Raw genomic sequence first — 16,641 nt, forward strand, 5'->3', positions numbered from 1 at the left:
AACTCCGCGCGTGTGCCACGTGCTAGGGGGCCGGCGGCGGCGCCGGCGGGGTGATCGGGATCGGCACGGTGACGAACGGGAAGTGCAGGTACATGGTCACCGGCGCGGGCCTGGGCGGCGGCGGCGCGGCCGGTGGCGGCGGCGGCGGTGCGACCGGCGGGGGCGCGGGGGCAGGCGCGGCCGGCGGGGGTGCCGCCTGCTCTACCGGTTGGGGCACGTACTGCGGCGTTTGGCGGGTCGGGGCGCGACGGACGGGCGCCGGGGGCGCCGACGTGGCCGTGGTCTGCGGCGCGGGTTGCTGCGCGATCGGGGCGGGCGCGGGCGCGGGGGCGGCCACCTCGGCGGTGGGCGCGGGCGCCGGCGGGGACGTGCTCGGAGCGGGCGGCTGCGCTTGGGGCGGGGTGCTGGGCGGCGCGGCCGGCAGCTGGATGCCGGGGGTGGCAACGCTGACGCCGGCGTTGTGCCCCTCACCCGTCGGCTGATCCGCCGTCAGCGTCACCAGCACGACCCCGGCGATCACGGCGGCGATGCCGGCCAGGGCGCTGCCGGCGAGCAGCATGGCGCGGCTCCGGCGCGGAGGCCGCTGGTCTTCGTCTTCCTCGGCGTCGTCGGCCAGGGCGCTGTACGCGCGGAAACCGGTGCCCGTGCCGGCGTCGCCCCACAGGTCGAGGTGGCTCGGACCGACGGCCAAAGGGCCGAATTCCCCGGTGCCCGGGTCCAGGGCGTAGGCCAGGGCCGCGGTCGACGACGCGAACAGCGGCGCGTTCGCCGAGGCCAGCGCGGCCCCGCGGGCCAGCGCCATGTCCGGCTCCTCGGGTCCGGTCACCCGCAGCGAGGTGGCCGCCTCGATCGCGGGTTTCAGCGCAACGATGTCGGCGCCGCAGCCGACGATGAACACGCCGTCCGCCGCGGACCCGCCCGCGTCGAGACCGGCGACCATCGTCGCCAGCTCGGCGGGCGCCGCGGTGCCGGTGATCCGGCGCCGGTGCAGGTCGACGATGGAACCGTCGCCGACCTCGACCACGGCCAGCGTCGCGCTGGCGGTCTCCACGAACAGCATCGCGATGCGCTCGTAGGCCAGCGCGTCGCCGACCGTCTGCGCCAGCGCGGCCGCAGCCAGCAAGGGCGCGACCATCATCACGTCGCCGAGATCGCTGGCGTTGATGGCCGCCCGCAGCGCGGCGACGTCGGCGGGGTTCGTCCAGGTGACCCCGGTGGAGCTCAACCGGTGGCCGCCCTCGACCACTCCTTCGCGGGTGCCGCCGATCGCGTCGATCACCCGATCGACCGCATTGCCGGCGGCGCCCACCTCGAACTCTTCTTGTTCGACGGTCACACCGTCGGCGTCTTGGCCTTCGATCGCTACCAGGCGGACCGTCCCGGGAGCTATCGACACCCCAAGCACGATGTCCACGTAACGCCTCCAAGGTCTTTCGAACGCCCCCCGAGCGAGGGCATGACGGGGAAACCCCATCCGAACTTGGTGACACAAACGTTACCCGCGCGCGCATGGCCGCGCAGATGGACCGCCTAAACAGGACCGACGCTAATAACCCGGGCCCCAGTAGGGATTCTGCGAACTCCCCGGATACTGCGGATACTCATTCCCCGGATACGGCTGGTACTGCGGATACTCGTTCGACGGGTACTGCGGCGAGTACTGCGGGTACTGGGGGGTCGCCGGGGCCTGCTTCTGCGGAACCTGGATCGGTATCGGCACCGGCAGCAGCGGGACGTGGATCCACTCCGTCGTCATGGGCACCGTGGTCGTGGTGCTGGTGGTGACGGGCTCCTCACTCGTGGGCGGAGGCGGCGACGTCGTCGTGGCCGTCGGTGACGGCGGGACCGTAGTGGTGACCGTCGGCTGCGGCGGCGCGGTCGTCGTCGGTGGCGCCGTGTGCCGCGGGGTGTAGACCGGCGCCGGCGGCGCCGTGGTCACCACGACCGGAGGCGGTGGCGGTGGCGGCGGTGACGGCGGCGGTTCGGGCGGCGGCGGCGCAGGACTTGGGACGGGTTGCGCGCTCGGCGGCGGGGGTGGGGGCACGGCGGTGGGCGGCGGCGGTGCGGCCGGAGCCGGCGCCGCGGGCTTGACGGATGGCGCGGGCGGCGGCGCGACCGACGGCGCCGGCGGGGCCTGACGGTTCTCGATCCCGGTCAGCGTGTAGGCCACGCCGCCGACCGCGGTCATGGCGACCACCGCGGACATCCCGATGATCAGCTGGGAGATCCGGAGGCGCCGCCAGGGTCGCCGTTCCCGGGGTGGGTCGATGACGTTGAGCCGCATCGACCAGCCGGCCGGACCGTCTTCGTCGTAGGTTTCGCCGCCGAATCGCATCCGCAGGTCGCCGGGGTCGTCGGTCTGCGACCACGCCAGTTCGCGATCCGTGAGCGCCTCGTCGTCGATCACCAGCACGTCGCCGGCGCCCAAGTCCACGACGTCGCCGGCGGCGTCGGCCGTCGCGAGCAGCCCGATCGACGTGCGGGTTCGCAGATCCAGCTCGCCCCCGCGGGAGGCCAGGATCAGCGCCCCGCAGGCCGCCGCGAAGGCCGGCTGCGACGGCGTCAGGATCGGCGTGCGCCCGTGCATCGAAAGTCGTTCGGTCACAAGCGGAATGCGTGCCCCGCCACCGACCGTGACCACCGCCGCGAGGTCCGACCAGCTCTTGCGGTAGCGCACCAGCATGTCGTCGAAGGCATAGATGAAGCCGGTCAGCCGATCCTGGATCAGCTCTTCGAGGTCGTCCTGCGTCACCGTCAGGCTGCAACTGCGCCCGCCCAGCTCGGCGACGATGTCGGTGGCCATGTCGACCGAAAGGCGTTCCTTGGCCGCGCGGCACTGTTCCCTGAGTTCGCCGAGCTGCCCGACACCGGCGGTGCTGCCGGGGTCCAGGCCGCTGCCGTGGCCCAGCTCCTCGAAGGCGCGCAGCTGCAATTCCTGGTCGATCTCGTCGCCGGACAACGCGGTGTAGCGCATGGTGGCGCTGACGAGTTCGAAGTCACCGGCGATGTTCACCAGGGTGGCCGACGTGCCGCTGCCGCCGAAGTCGAGCAGCCCGACGATGCCCTCGTCGGGCAGGCCGAGCTCGGATTTCACCGCGGTCAGCGACGCGATCGCGTCCGAGACCAGGCGGGGCGCCATTCCGCTTCGGACGAACCCCACGTGCGTCCGCAGGGCGTCGCGCAGCGCCTGCACCGTGCTCGGTTTCCAGTGCGCGGGAACGGCGATGGAGATCTCCGAAGCCGCCGCATCGGCGCCGGCGGCGAGCACCATCGCGTCCAGGGCCTCCACCGTCAGCAGCTCCGGATCATGCGCGGAACCGTCGGGCGACACCAGCGCGACCGAGTCCCCGATGCGCTCGACGAAGTTTCTCATCGGCACGCCGGGTTCGGCTAGCGGCGGATTCTCTTCGGGCACACCAATTTTCGGTGCACAGTGCGGATAAAGGGTGAGCACGCAGCGGCGGTTAACCGGTGGGCTTCCATTACGCGCAGCGACCAGGTTCGTGGTCCCGATCGACAACCCAAGTGGGTCGTACATAGAGCGAAAACCTTCGTCTATAGGGGTCGGTGGCCAGCGTTAACCATAGCCTCGGACACGCCCAAAGCCGATGCTTCGCAATGTCATTGGTATCCGCTCGATGCGCTTGCGTCACCGAAGCGGTACCGAAAACCCCTTGACAAGTAGCTTTTCGTTACAACACCGTCAGCGGCAGCGAACGCCTGGGCTCGAACTGGAAGGTCGATCCGCCGCTGACCCGGACCACCGAAACCTCTGGCAGTTCCTCGGTGGGCGAGTCGGTTTCAACCAGTTCCGCGGTCCAGTCGGTGGCGGTTCCGCTAACTCGAACCTCGATGCGCGGATCCACCGCGGTGGCGATCGCCTGCAGCGGCTGCACGGATTCCGGGGAGCACAACGAGATCCAGGCACGGTCGTCGTGCGCCGGCGACGGGCGGACGTGCAGCCGGTTCGACTCCGTCTCGGCGACAACGTAGCCCGCGGGGTTCAGCAGCGGGTGCAGCTCGAGCACCCGCAGGACGCCTTCGGCCCCGCCCGTAAGCTTCAGCGCGCGGTGAATGCGTTCGGCGGCCACGCCCGCGATGCCGATCAGGCCGCGGGTGCACACGCCGAGGGATTCGTCGTCGCCGGCGGCACGCGCGGCCACCGCGATCGCGAACGACAGGTACAGCAGGTGCATCTGCAGGCACACCTCGTCGGCCATCCGGACCAGCGCCGAATGCGAGAAGGCGGCGAAGTCGAAGTCGGACAGCAACGGGCCCGAGTAGTCCGCCTGCCCCTCGTCCGAGCGATCGATGGGGTCGAGTTCCCATGTCGCGGCGCGGGTTTGGCTGACGACCTCCAGGGCCGGGATGGCCTGCGCCTCGGGGTAGGACTCGTCGATGATGACGGTCCATGCGCAGTGCGGATGGCGGTCCGCCGGCGTTCGCGGCGGGCGGTGGATGGGGCGCACCTGCGCGCGCGGGTTGGTCGCGATCGCGGTGGCGTCGAAGGTCGGGTCCTCGATGGTGTGGCACATCCCGAAGACGTACTGTTCGCCCATCGGCTCCACGTCGAGCAGGGCGCCGCAGTGGTCCAGCTGGAATTCGCCGTGCCAACGGTCGTGGACGGTGTAGCGGAAATCCATGAATTGCGGTGGCGCACCGATATCGAGCTGCAGGCCCTTGAAAATCGTGGGCACGTCGTCGCCCTCGTAATTCAGCGCTTTCTGCATGCGCCGGGTGTAGATCGGGCTGGCGCCCGCCCATTCCTCGATTGCGATCTGCACCATCTCGTCGCGGCCGAACGAGGAGATGCACCAGGCCATCCCGGACCGGTCGATCAGCTGTCCGATCAGCAGCAGTTCGGGAACCAGGACGACGAGTTCGTCACGGGACAGTTGCGCGTATCGCGAGGGGCTGCTCACGCCCCAAAAATAGACTCGGCTATGTTATAAAGTCAACAATGTCCATCGTTGCCGGCCAGCCGCCCGGTCGCCCCGTCGGGCCCACTCGGCGTACCACCGCGCCCCGCAAGCGCGGCGATGACACCCGGGCGAAGATCATCGATGAGACGGTCCGCTGCATCGTGGAGGAGGGGTTTTCCGCCGCCACCGCCAAGCACGTGGCCGAACGCGCCGGCGTGACCTGGGGGGTCATCCAGTACCACTTCGGGGACCGCAACGGCCTGCTGATGGCCGTCGTGGACGACGGCGTGGCCCGCCTGGTGGACAGCCTGTCGTCGGCCGACGTCAGCGAGCTGCCGCTGCGGGACCGCATCGAGGTCGTCGTCGACACCGCGTGGGGCTGCTACAGCAGCCCGACGTCGATGGCCGCCTTCGAAATCCTGCGCGAGACCCGCGGCGGCCCGGACCCGTCGTCGCGGCGTCACCTGCTCGACATGAACGCCGCGATCGGCCAGCTGGGGCGGTTGATCACCACCGAACCCGCGCATGCCGGTGTGGCCGAGGTCATTTGGGCCACGCTGCGCGGTGTGGTGCTGGCGCAGATGGTCACGGGCACGGCCATCGATTGGAGCCTGGAACGGCGTGCCCTGATCGACATGGTCACCTCCTACCTCGCCCACCACGACACGTGACCCGCCGGCTCTTCGATGCGAACGCGGACGGCGCACCAGCGTGTGCTGCAATGACCTGATGACCCTCGACGATCTCGCCGATATCGAAGCGATCAAGCAAGTCAAATACCGGTATCTGCGCGCGCTGGACACCAAGCATTGGGATGACTTCGCCGACACCCTGGCCGAGGACATCAAGGCCGATTACGGGCCGTCGATCGGCAACGAGCTGCACTTCACCAACCGCGCCGAGTTGGTGGAGTACATGCGAACGTCGCTGCCCGCGAACGTCATCACCGAGCACCGGGTGACCCATCCGGACATCACCGTCACCGGCGACACCGCAACGGGCAGTTGGTATCTGCAGGACCGGGTCATGGTGTCCGACCTGAACTTCATGTTGATCGGGGCGGCCTTCTACCGCGACACCTACCGCCGCACCGAGGCCGGGTGGAAGATCAGCGGCACCGGTTACGACCGAACCTATGACGCCACAATGTCTTTGGAGGGCATGAACTTCACGCTCAAACCCGGTCGCGCCATCGCCACCGACTGAGGCGCTACTTCGTGATGGCGATGACGGCGCCGGGCCGCAGCCATTTCATGATCGACACCAGCTGAGCGTCGTCGACGGCCACGCATCCCTCGGTGGGTTTGCCGTCGGTGGTGTGGAAGAAGAACGCGGCGCCCCCGCCCGGGGTCTTGTTCTTGTTGACGCCCATCACGACCGCGTGCTTGTACTGCGGGATCTGCAGGTTCTCGCTTTCGGCGGTGTTGAACGGGCACTGGGCCTTCTGGCACACCTGCATCGAGTTGAAGGTGGCGCTGTGGTCGTCGCCGCTCCACCAGTAGTTTCCCCCGGTGATCTGGGTGTAGGGCAGCCCGGTGCCGGGATTCGGCGCGGTGCCGAAGGCGGAGTCCAGGGTGTAGACGCCCATCGGAGTGGCCGGGACGCCGCTCTTGGCCTGCGGCGCCATTCCCGCCGAACCGACGTGGGTGGGAATGCCGGAACGCAGCGACTGCCAGCCGGTGCCGGTGCGCTGGAAGACCTCCATGGTCGCGTTCGAGCCGCCGGTGCTCACCACCGAAACCACCTGTGTCGCATTGCCGACCGCGTTCGCGAACCAGGGAGCGCCGGCAGCGGCGCCGATCGGCGCGAGCAGCACCGAGGCGAAAATCACGCACGCCGCAGCGCACAGTGACGTGAGCAGTCGGTGCATGCACTCCATCGTCAGACCCGCGCATCCTCGCGGTCAAGTAAAGCTTTAGCCCCGGTTAGGTCACCGCGCCGTGACCAAATGCCCACCGCCGCAGGGCTTTAGCTCGGACGGTCGGGGCGGGGGGACGAAAAACCCAGAGGCACACCAGGAAATACAGGTATCCCAGCGACCAGCCGGCCAGTACGTCGGACGGGTAATGCACGTTCAGCGCCACCCGGGAGAGGCCGACCGCCGGCAGCGCCACCGCCACCGCGGCGACCGCGATGCGCCGCGCCGCCACGTTCATCATCGGCAGCGCGAACGACAGCATCGCGAGCAGCCCGGCGGTCGCCTCGAGCGCATGACCGGACGGAAACGAGGTGGCGGCCGCCGGAACCAGCATGGTCGGCGGCCGCGGGCGGTCGGCCAGCGCCTTGACCGCCGCCGTCGCGAACTCGTTGCACGGCGCGCACGCCAGCACCAGCACCAGCGCGGCCCGCAGTTGGCGCATCACCAGGGCGAGCACCGTCACGGAGATCCCCAGCACGGCCAGCGCGCCCGGTCCCAGCACGAACGACACCGATTCGGCGAACCGCAGCCACGACGGGTGCTTGATCGCCAGCGCCCGCGCCCCGTCCAGCAGGGACCAGTCCACGCGGTACAGCCACGCCCAGCGCTGGCGGTAGCCCACCCACATGAGCGCGTACACCGCCGCGGCCAGCGCGGCGATCCCGGCGGCCAACGGCGTCCTCGGGCGGGTCATCACCCACCGATACCAGCACGGCCGCGGCGGCGGCCGTGCGCCCGCCCCACGGAGTCGCGCCGCGCGGTCATACTGGCGGTATGGCCGTCTTTGTCCGCAGGTTGTTCGGCATCGGCAAGCTGCCCGACGAGCTGCACGCCCAGGTCGAATCGGAAGGCCTTATCTACCTTGCCGATTACGTCGCGGTGACCCGGCGTTTCAGCGGCACCATCCCCGGGGTGCGGTTGCCGCACGGCGTCGCCAGCTACACGGGGTCGCTGGCCTTCACCTCGGAGCGGGTGCTGGCAACGCTGTCGATGCTGCCCCGGCTGGCCGGCCCGACCGTCAGCGTGCGCTGGGACGCGCCGCAGACCGGCGCCGCGAACGTGGAGATCTCGTCGACGGGCCTGCAGGTCGACGTCGATGTCTCCGCGGTCGACCAAAAGTTCAGCGGCGAGTTGTCGCTGCACTACAAGGTCGCCATCCCGGCCGAGGTGCTCGACACCCTGCCGCGGCGGTCGCTGGCGTTCGACATGCCGCCGGAATACGTCTTCCGCGCGGTTGGCGTTACCTATAGTCCCTGATCGTGATCCGCGGCCACGGCGGCTGCCGCAGCACCGCCAGGCTGCCGATCACCCCGGCCAGCAGGCCGGTGACCACCCCGATCAGGGCGATGCGATTCGCGTCCACGGCCGGCGTCCAGGTGGCCCGGCCGTCGCGGATGGCGAAGACCCCCAGCGGTTTGGCGACCACGATGACGGTGGTGCCGTCGGGGGTCTGGTAGGGCTCGCCATAGCCGCGGCCGGCGGCGGGATCGGCGGCCAGTTGCTCGAGGACATCGGAAGGCTTCACGGGACACTCCCTTCGGGACACGTCCACGCTAATGCGGATTTCCTACGATGGCTGACGTGACCGATCAGGCATTCAGCCCGCAGGAGCGGCGCGCCGTCTATCGCGTCATCTCCGAACGCCGTGACATGCGCCGGTTCGTTCCCGGCGCGGTGGTGGACGAGGAGCTGCTGGCACGCCTGCTGCAGGCCGCGCACGCCGCGCCCAGCGTCGGGCTGATGCAGCCGTGGCGCTTCATCCGGATCACCGACGATGCGCTGCGGCGCCGCATCCACGCACTCGTCGACGAGGAACGCCCGCGCACGGCCGCCGCGCTGGGCGAGCGGGGCGACGAATTCCTGGCGCTCAAGGTGGAGGGCATCCTCGATTGCGCCGAACTGTTGGTGGTGGCGCTGGGCGACGACCGCGACAAGCACGTGTTCGGGCGGCGCACCCTGCCGCAGATGGACCTGGCGTCGGTGTCGTGCGCCATCCAGAACCTGTGGCTGGCAGCGCGATCCGAAGGGCTCGGCATGGGCTGGGTGTCGCTCTTCGATCCGCAACGGTTGGCCTCGCTGCTCGACATGCCGGACGGGGCGGAGCCGGTGGCCATCCTGTGCCTGGGGCCGGTGCCCGAATTCCCCGATCGCCCGGCCCTCGAACTGGACGGCTGGGCCGTGGCGCGGCCGCTGTCGGAGTTCGTCTGCGAGAACCGGTGGGGGCGCCTCCCGTCCGCCTGACGAGCCGACGCGGCGGGGATCGCCGCAGCACGTTGCGGTATCGTCGCCGGTCGCGGGGCAAGGTGAGAGGTGACGCAATTGACGCCGGGCAAGGACAACGTGCTGATCGTGCACTGGCACGACCTGGGCCGCTACCTCGGCGTCTACGGGCACCCGGACGTGTCGAGCCCGCGAATGGACCGCCTTGCGGCCGAGGGCATCCTGTTCACCCGGGCGCACGCCACCGCGCCGCTGTGCTCGCCGTCGCGCGGGTCGCTGTTCACCGGACGCTATCCGCAATCCAACGGCCTCATCGGCCTGGCGCACCACGGCTGGGAATACCGCAGCGGAATCCGCACACTCCCCCAAATCCTGTCCGAATCGGGTTGGTATTCAGCGCTTTTCGGCATGCAGCACGAGACGTCCTACCCTAAGCGGCTGGGTTTCGACGAGTTCGACGTATCGAACTCCTACTGCGACTACGTCGCCGACAAGGCCGACGAATGGTTGCGGCAAAGCGCCGATGGCCTGGTGGGACAACCCTTTTTGTTGACCGCCGGGTTTTTCGAGACGCACCGCCCCTACCCCGAGGACCGATACACCCCGGCCGAGGGCGCCGACGTCGAGCTGCCCGACTACCTGCCCGACACCCCCGAGGTGCGTGGCGACCTGGCCGCCTTCTACGGGGCCATCAGCGCGGCAGACGCCGCCGTCGGACGGTTGCTGGACACGCTGGCGGACACGGGATTAGACGCCACCACCTGGGTGGTGTTCTTCACCGACCACGGCCCGGCGTTCCCCCGCGCGAAATCCACGCTGTACGACGCGGGAACCGGCATCGGCATGATCATCCGGCCACCCACCGACCGGGGTGTGACGCCCCGCGTCTACGACGAGCTGTTCAGCGCCGTCGACCTGGTGCCAACGCTGTTGGGGCTGTTGGGAATCGACGCCCCCGCCGACGTCGACGGTGTGTCGCACGCGGGTGTCCTGCTGGAGCCGGACCCGCCCGCCGCGCCGGTGCGCGACGAGGTGTACACGATGAAGACCTATCACGACTCGTTCGATCCGATTCGCGCGATCCGCACCAAGGACTACAGCTACATCGAGAACTACGCGTCGCGGCCGCTGCTGGATCTGCCCTGGGACATCGAGGAAAGCCCGTCGGGGGTGGCCGTGGCCCCGCTCGTCACGGCGCCGCGGCCCGAGCGGGAGCTCTACGATCTGCGCGCCGATCCCACCGAAACCACCAACCTGCTGGCCGACGACGGCGCGGACGTCGAGGACGTCGCGGCCGATCTCGCTGTCCTGCTGCATGATTGGCGCCAGCGCACCGGCGACGTCATCCCCTCGGAGTTCGCCGGCACCCGCATCGCCGCGCGGTACACCGAGACATACCTGCAGATCCATCACGGCGCCAAGCCGACCCCGCGGTCGGCCATCGCCGCCGACCGGGGCATCGAAGAAGGCAAGCCCGCGCAGCGATAGTCGCGGCTGGTCCGATGGTGGCGACCCGCTACGCGCGGCCCGCGCCGCCCACCACGGCGACGACGAAGACCCGCCGGAACGGGAAGATCGTCGAACCGTCTGAGCGCGCCGGATAGGCGTCGGACAGCAGCGGAATCAACTCCTCGCGGAACTGCTGCCAGGTGTCGTCGTCGAGCCGCTCGCGCACCGGGACCAGCGCCGTGCCGGTGATCCACTCCAGCACCGGATGCTCGCCGGTCAGCTGATGCAGATACGTGGTCTCCCAGACGTCGACCCGGCATCCCGCATCCAGCAGCAGGTTGGCATAGTGCGCGGGCGGCTGCACCACCGCACCGACGCGAAACGGTATGTCGCGCAACAACTTCGCATACGGCTCACGGCGGGCCAGCGCCCGCACCGCCGCGTAGGACGGGGACTCGAAGTTGCCCGGCATCTGCACCCCGATCCACGATCCGGGCGCCAGCTCGCCCGCCCACCGCAGCAACAGGTCGGCATGCTCGGGCACCCAGTGCAGGGCCGCGTTGCTGACCACCACATCGGTGTCGGGCTGGGGCTTCCAGTCGCGCAGGTCGCCGGTGACGGCGTCGATGCCGCGCTCCTTGGCGGCGGCCACCATCTCCGGGGAGCTGTCCATCGCCTCGATCACCGCGTCCGGCCAGCGCCGGCCCAGGTATGTCGTCAGGTGTCCGGGCCCGCAACCGAGATCGACGACGCGGCGCGCCCGCTCGGCGCCCACCCGCGACAGCAGATCGTAGAAGGGCCGGCCGCGGTGATCGGCAAAGGCCAGGTAGACGTCCGGGTCCCACATGTCGGTCCTCCTGATCAACGCGCCGTCGCTAGCCGGCTGATAGCAAACCGTATTACCCCTATGGTGCACCGGCATCACCGCCGTGGTCCCGGGATAAGACCGTAGCGACCGAAACCGGTCGAACATCCTGGAAGCGCGAGCCCGTCCGGCTACCATCGGCGTTCGTGGCGCCCGACATGGACCCGATCGACCCGCCGGTCCCCGTTCCAGACGTTCCCGGCGCCGATGTGCCGGCCGGCGCCGGCAGATTACCCCCCCACTCGGCGTTGTCGCCCCGTCAGCGAATGGTAGTCGAGGCATCGGCCCTCGGTGATCTGGCCCTGCGCACCTGGGTGGCCTCGCTGCTCACCACCACGGTGACACCGTTCGTGGTCGCGGGCGCCCTGCGGCAATCCGATGCCTCGACCGAGCGGAGCAACCTCGACTTCTATACCGAGCTGGGGGCGGCGGGAGATCCCGCGCGGTCCTTTCCGGCGCCCACCGAGTTGCCGCGGGTGACCTCGCGTCGCGCCAGCCCGCTGGCGGAGTGGGTCGCGCGCGGCACGGTCGACAACATCGCGTTCCCCAGCAGCTTCACCGCGATCAACCCCGCGATGCGCGCGCGCTGGAGCGCGTGGGGATCCAACAACATGGTGCGCGCGCAGCACTGGCGCCACGACGACGGGCCGCGGCCCACGCTGTGCGTCATCCACGGCTTCATGGGGTCGTGGTATCTGGCCAACGGGCGGTTCTTCTCGCTGCCCTGGTACTACCGGGCGGGCTACGACGTGTTGATGTACACGCTGCCCTTTCACGGCAAGCGGGCCGAAAAGTTCTCGCCCTTCAGCGGTTTCGGCTATTTCGCCGGCGGTCTCAGCGGTTTCGCCGAGGCGATGGCCCAGGCCGTGCACGACTTTCGTTCCGTCATCGACTACCTGCGCCACACCGGTGTCGACCGGATCGCGCTCACCGGCATCTCGCTGGGTGGCTACACCTCGGCGCTGGTGGCCTCCGCCGACGATCGGCTCGAGGCCGTCATCCCCAACTGCCCGGTCGTCACTCCCGCGACGCTGTTCGACGAATGGTTCCCGGCCAACAAGCTGGTGCGGATGGGCCTGCGCCTCTCCGATATCAGCCACGAGGCGTTGAGCGCCGGCATGGCGTACCACTGCCCGCTCAGTTACCCGCCGCTGGTCGGACGGGACCGCCGGATGATCATCACCGGCCTCGGCGACCGGATGGCGCCGCCGGACCACGCCGTCAAGCTATGGCGGCACTGGGATCACTGTGCGCTGCACTGGTTTCCGGGCAGCCACGTGTTGCACGTGAGCCAGTTGGACTACCTGCGCCGGATGACGGCATTCCTGCAGGAGGTCATGTTCTAGCGGCCTCGAGGGTGTCGGTGGTCTCGGTGGTTGCCGAGTTGGTTTCCGGGCCGCCGGCCGACGACGCCCGATGGGCCCCGCCGACCAGGGTGGGCCAGTGCAGCTGGGCGAGCAGGCCCGCGGGCGCGGTCGTGTGTCCGTCCAGCCGCGCCGTCGACAACAGGTCCAGCGCCGTCAGTGCGGGCAGGTGGTTCCCGCGCTGCGGGGTCAGCCCGTCCAGCGGCGCCGTGCGCTCCGGCGGGGTGTCGGTCTGGAACGCGCACGCCACCGCGACGGTGGGGTGGGCCTTGTCGCCGGCGATCTCCAGCGCGGTGCAGGTCTCGCGGGCCGCATGCGACCGGATGGCGTCCAACGTCTCCGGCAAGGCCTCATCCACCCGGATCTGGTATGCCGCAATGTAATCCGATGCGCCGCGCTGCACGCCGCGCCACCGCTCGCGGGGGTTGGACGTCAACAGCCGGGGAACGTCGTCGGGTGCGACGGCGGTCGCTTCCCAGCCGATCTCGCGGAGGTGGTCGGCCAGGCGCCGCGCCGCGACCTGGGCGGTCTCCTGCAGCGGGATCCGCGGCGAGCGGGCCCGCAGCGCGGCCAGGTTCTCCGGCGCCGACACGGTGAGCCCGATCCAGGTCTCGCGCCGCGATGTGTCGGAGGCGTTGTCCCGGCTGGTGATCCGGATCTTGTCCGCCCGGATGCCGTAGCGGTCCAGGTAGCCGGCGATCAGCGGCAGCGGCAGCACATCGGAGTCGTCCTCCGGTGCGCCCACCCGGACCAGGGCGGTGGTCGCCGTGGCGGGGGGCTGCGGGGTGAACGCGTTGGCGCGCCCGATGATCGCCAGGCGGCGGCGCACCAAGGTGGTGAAATACAGGCCACCCCACCAGCCGAACAGCACGATCACGACGGCCGCCGCGATGCCGAGCAGCCAGTAGTCTCGTGGCGATCGCCATGGGTAGGCCATAACCGCGGGCACAATGGCCAAGAGCGCCAACGTGATTCGCCCGCTCCCGGGGGTAGGTATCGACATCTTCACGGGGTGGGGTCCTTTCGACGGCGTGCGGCGATGGTGGTGACCGCGCCGGCCACGGCGACCAGCACGGCCAGCACGGCGGTGCCGACCACCGCGACGGTCCGCGGTGTGGTGTTCTCGGGCGCCGGGGCCGGAGGCAGAGCGACCTGCTTGGCCGCCGCCCCGCTCGGCTGGTCGCCGGCGGGCAACTGCCAGGTCAGCGCGGCCACCGGGTCCACGCTGCCGGCGCCGACCACGTTGGACGGGTCGCGGGCGCCGTTGTGCGCGGTCGCGGTGATGCGATGCGTCACCGCGGTGGCGGACAGATCGGGATACTTGCTGCGCACCAGCGCCGCGACGCCGGCGACGTAACCGGCCGCGTAGCTGGTGCCCTTGAGGGCGACCAGTTGCTGATGGTCGTCGGGCAGGCCGTTCGCCAGGCCCGCGCCGTCACCGTTGCCCACCGACACGATGCGCTCGCCCGGCGCCGCGACACCCACCCACGGGCCCGCCACGGTGAATTTCGACGGCTGGCCCTCCGGGGTCAGCGACGCCACCGAAAGCACGTAGGGCTGCCACAACGACGGGATGGACACGGAGGTGACGCCGGCCCAGTTGCGCGGATCGTTCGGACGGCTCAGGTCGGTGAGCGGGTTGGATTCGCACGACGTCCCACCGGCGAACGATCCGGTCGGTCCGCTGTTGCCCGCGGCGGCCACGATCACCGCGTCCTTGTCCACCGCCGCGTAGCGCACGGCGGCGCCGAGGGCGGCCTGGTCGACGGGGCGGTCGACGGGCAGGCAGGTGGCCGAGCCGACGTCGATGACCCGGGCGCCGAGGTCGGCCGCGTGCACGATGGCCCGGGCGAGGGTCGTGACCTCGGTCGACACCCGCGCCATCAGCGGGTCGCCGCCCGGCGTGCGGGGGGAGAACCTGGCCGACGACGTCCTGATCGACACCACCCGCGCCGCGGGGGCCACGCCCGAGAACCCGTCGTCCGGCGACGGCTGGCCGGCGATGATCCCGGCGACCAGCGTGCCGTGTCCGTCGCAGTCGGTCAGGCCGTCGGTGGCCTCGACGAAGTCGCCGCCCGGCTCGACATTGGGCAGCCGCGGACCCGGCCGCACCCCGGTGTCGAGGACGGCGACCAGCTGACCGTCGCCACGCGAGAACTGCCATGCCGCAGGCAGATTCAGCGCCGACTGGCTGGGCGTGGGGGCGCCCGGATCGCTGCCCGGGATGACCCCGGACGTCACGCACGGTCCGCGCTGCTCCATCGGCTGCACCGGCCCCGGCGCCCCGCTCGGTGGGGGGACGCCGGGATCGACGGTCGGCGGGCTGATCGCGAAAGCCGGCGGACTCGTCCACGTCGCGGTGGCCGGCAACAGGGCCAACACCGCCGCGAAGCAGGCTGATGCCGATCGAATCATCGATTGAGCACCAGGCTGAACAACCCGACCACGAACGCCATGACGGGGATCAGCGAGGCGTCGAGTCCCGCCGCGGCGAAGCCCACCAGCCGGCGCACCGGAAGCGAATAGCTCTCCGGCTCAGCGATTCCCGGGTTCAACGCCAGCACGATCCACACCGCCACGAGCGCCAGGAGCACCACGGCCGCACCGAGGGCGGCGCCGTAGCGTCCCGTCGCCGTGTAGATCACCAGCAGCACGCCGGCGGCCAGGAAGGGCTGGGCGAGCAGCCATGCCTTGCAGGCGGCCGAATCCCACACCCGGGCGCGCAGCACCGATGCCGCGGCGGTCGCCCCGACCACGTACCAACCCGCGCCGCTCAGCGTCTCCGGGCGCAGCGCGATCGTGACCGAGCCCAGGACGCTGAGCAACACCGCGGCGGCGATGAATCCGCTCTGGTGGGCGTCGCTGATCCGGACCCGGCGGGGCAGGTCCTCGAGCACCTGCAGCGAGGGCGCCGACGGCGTGGGATCCCCGGGCGCCGGAATCACCGGCAGCGGGAAACGGGCCCACAGCGCGGACATTTGCGCCGCCTCGATGGTGACCAGCAGCGCGGCCACGATCAGTCCGCAGCCGATGGCGACCAGCTTGACGTGCCAGAGCAATTCGGCTCCGGCGGCCAGCAGCACCGCGGCGCCCAGCACCGCCGTCGCGGTGAAGAATCCGGCGATACGTTCCCGTTCGGCGCTAGGCACCATCAAGGCGATCAGCGACCACGCGGTGACCCCGGCCGCGGCCAGCATCACCTGCGCCGGGCCGAACCTGCCCGGCACCGCCAGCACCAGCGCGGCGGCGATGGGCACCAGCGCGGCGATCGACAGCGCCGTGCCGGTGCGCGCCGAGCGCGCCGTGACGAGCAGGCCGACGATCGCGGTCAGCGCCGCCACCGCGCTGACCGCAACCAGCCCGGACAGCGCGCCGGTGGCGACGCGGTAGGTGACCGACAGGCCGGTCGCCAGGAAGGCCACGGCGATCGCCGCGGCCAGCGCGCCACGCTGGATATGCGTTGTGCCCCAAGGCTTGAGCCGAGAGGTGGAGAAAATCATCGCGGCGTCGGCGATGTCCTCGACGATTCCGGGTGCGGCCGGGCCGGCCGGCACCGGCTGCAGCGCGAGCAGGTCACCGTCGACGACGCCGACCGTGTCCAGGCTCGCGTCCAGACTGAACGGCGCGCCACCGATGGGCGCCAGGCTCAGTTGGGTCGCGCCACCGACCTCGGCGGCGCCGCGCGAGCCGGAGGCGTCCTCGCCGTCGCCGTTCGCGGTGGCCGGGACCACCAAACGCTGGACCGCGGGCAGGATTTCGCGCAGCGGCAGCTCGGCGGGCAGGGCCATTTCCGTCAACCTGCTGTCCGCGAGAATTGCCACGCGGACGATCGGCATGACGGTTCCGGACGTCACCGGACCCTCGAAGAATGTTGCGGCCGTTCCTGGAACATCGTGCTCTCTT

Annotated in this window: 16 protein-coding genes; 6 read left to right on the forward strand and 10 right to left on the reverse strand. The window is 70.4% G+C overall.

Annotation, left to right across the window (positions count from 1 at the left end):
* Positions 1–22: 22 nt before the first annotated feature.
* The 3 genes from OCU_RS48040 to OCU_RS48050 form a co-directional block, all read right to left on the reverse strand.
* Positions 23–1,414, reverse strand: a complete 1,392-nt coding sequence (locus OCU_RS48040) for a DUF7159 family protein (RefSeq protein ID WP_008261628.1) — start codon at positions 1,412–1,414, stop codon at positions 23–25.
* Between the two features lie 132 nt (positions 1,415–1,546).
* A complete protein-coding gene (locus tag OCU_RS48045) occupies positions 1,547–3,538 on the reverse strand; it encodes an Hsp70 family protein (protein WP_014381351.1) in 1,992 nt (663 codons plus the stop codon).
* A 154-nt stretch (positions 3,539–3,692) separates the two neighbouring features.
* Positions 3,693–4,922, reverse strand: a complete 1,230-nt coding sequence (locus OCU_RS48050; protein WP_014381352.1) for a hypothetical protein — start codon at positions 4,920–4,922, stop codon at positions 3,693–3,695.
* A gap of 38 nt (positions 4,923–4,960) precedes the next feature.
* Here OCU_RS48050 and OCU_RS48055 point away from each other — a divergent pair, with 38 nt between their 5' ends.
* Positions 4,961–5,593: a TetR/AcrR family transcriptional regulator gene (locus tag OCU_RS48055; protein WP_014381353.1), complete on the forward strand. Its 633-nt coding sequence runs from the start codon at positions 4,961–4,963 to the stop codon at positions 5,591–5,593.
* A gap of 58 nt (positions 5,594–5,651) precedes the next feature.
* Entirely contained in the window at positions 5,652–6,128 is a 477-nt protein-coding gene (locus OCU_RS48060) for a nuclear transport factor 2 family protein (RefSeq protein ID WP_014383424.1), read from the forward strand.
* Positions 6,129–6,132: 4 nt separating this feature from the next.
* Here the strand turns inward: OCU_RS48060 and OCU_RS48065 are convergent, their stop codons facing one another.
* Positions 6,133–6,792 (reverse strand): L,D-transpeptidase family protein, encoded by a 660-nt coding sequence (locus OCU_RS48065; protein WP_036459957.1) that lies wholly within the window; start codon positions 6,790–6,792, stop codon positions 6,133–6,135.
* Positions 6,793–6,847: 55 nt separating this feature from the next.
* Entirely contained in the window at positions 6,848–7,534 is a 687-nt protein-coding gene (locus OCU_RS48070; protein WP_014381355.1) for a phosphatase PAP2 family protein, read from the reverse strand.
* An 80-nt stretch (positions 7,535–7,614) separates the two neighbouring features.
* Here OCU_RS48070 and OCU_RS48075 point away from each other — a divergent pair, with 80 nt between their 5' ends.
* The gene (locus OCU_RS48075; RefSeq protein WP_009955665.1) at positions 7,615–8,097 is read left to right on the forward strand and encodes a hypothetical protein; all 483 of its coding nucleotides are present in this window, start codon (positions 7,615–7,617) and stop codon (positions 8,095–8,097) included.
* Here the strand turns inward: OCU_RS48075 and OCU_RS48080 are convergent.
* On the reverse strand, positions 8,081–8,365 hold the full coding sequence (locus OCU_RS48080) for a hypothetical protein (RefSeq protein WP_014381356.1): 285 nt from the start codon (positions 8,363–8,365) through the stop codon (positions 8,081–8,083). The genes OCU_RS48075 and OCU_RS48080 overlap by 17 nt on opposite strands.
* Positions 8,366–8,412: 47 nt before the next feature.
* Between OCU_RS48080 and bluB the strand changes: the two genes are divergently transcribed.
* Positions 8,413–9,081 carry a 5,6-dimethylbenzimidazole synthase gene (gene bluB, locus OCU_RS48085; protein ID WP_014381357.1) on the forward strand — a complete coding sequence of 223 codons (669 nt, stop codon included), beginning with the start codon at positions 8,413–8,415 and terminating at the stop codon, positions 9,079–9,081.
* A 69-nt stretch (positions 9,082–9,150) separates the two neighbouring features.
* Complete coding sequence (locus tag OCU_RS48090) at positions 9,151–10,548, forward strand: sulfatase family protein (RefSeq protein WP_014381358.1); 1,398 nt, start codon at positions 9,151–9,153, stop codon at positions 10,546–10,548.
* A 28-nt stretch (positions 10,549–10,576) separates the two neighbouring features.
* On the opposite strand, the gene OCU_RS48095 is transcribed toward OCU_RS48090, so the two are convergent.
* On the reverse strand, positions 10,577–11,356 hold the full coding sequence (locus tag OCU_RS48095) for a trans-aconitate 2-methyltransferase (RefSeq protein ID WP_009955670.1): 780 nt from the start codon (positions 11,354–11,356) through the stop codon (positions 10,577–10,579).
* 176 nt (positions 11,357–11,532) lie between these two features.
* On the opposite strand from OCU_RS48095, the gene OCU_RS48100 reads away from it, so the two are divergent.
* Positions 11,533–12,720, forward strand: coding sequence for an alpha/beta hydrolase family protein (locus tag OCU_RS48100; protein ID WP_085981093.1), 1,188 nt, complete (start codon positions 11,533–11,535; stop codon positions 12,718–12,720).
* Here the strand turns inward: OCU_RS48100 and eccE are convergent.
* The 3 genes from eccE to eccD are packed head-to-tail and all read right to left on the reverse strand — an operon-like array spanning position 12,710 to position 16,574.
* Entirely contained in the window at positions 12,710–13,741 is a 1,032-nt protein-coding gene (gene eccE / locus OCU_RS48105) for a type VII secretion protein EccE (protein ID WP_036459850.1), read from the reverse strand. The genes OCU_RS48100 and eccE overlap by 11 nt on opposite strands.
* 2 nt (positions 13,742–13,743) lie before the next feature.
* Positions 13,744–15,153, reverse strand: coding sequence for a type VII secretion-associated serine protease mycosin (gene mycP, locus OCU_RS48110; RefSeq protein ID WP_014381361.1), 1,410 nt, complete (start codon positions 15,151–15,153; stop codon positions 13,744–13,746).
* A complete protein-coding gene (eccD, locus tag OCU_RS48115) occupies positions 15,150–16,574 on the reverse strand; it encodes a type VII secretion integral membrane protein EccD (protein WP_085981113.1) in 1,425 nt (474 codons plus the stop codon). The genes mycP and eccD overlap by 4 nt, the downstream gene beginning before the upstream one ends.
* Between the last annotated feature and the right edge of the window lie 67 nt (positions 16,575–16,641).

The organism is Mycobacterium intracellulare ATCC 13950 (assembly GCF_000277125.1).
Taxonomy (GTDB): Bacteria; Actinomycetota; Actinomycetes; order Mycobacteriales; family Mycobacteriaceae; genus Mycobacterium; species Mycobacterium intracellulare.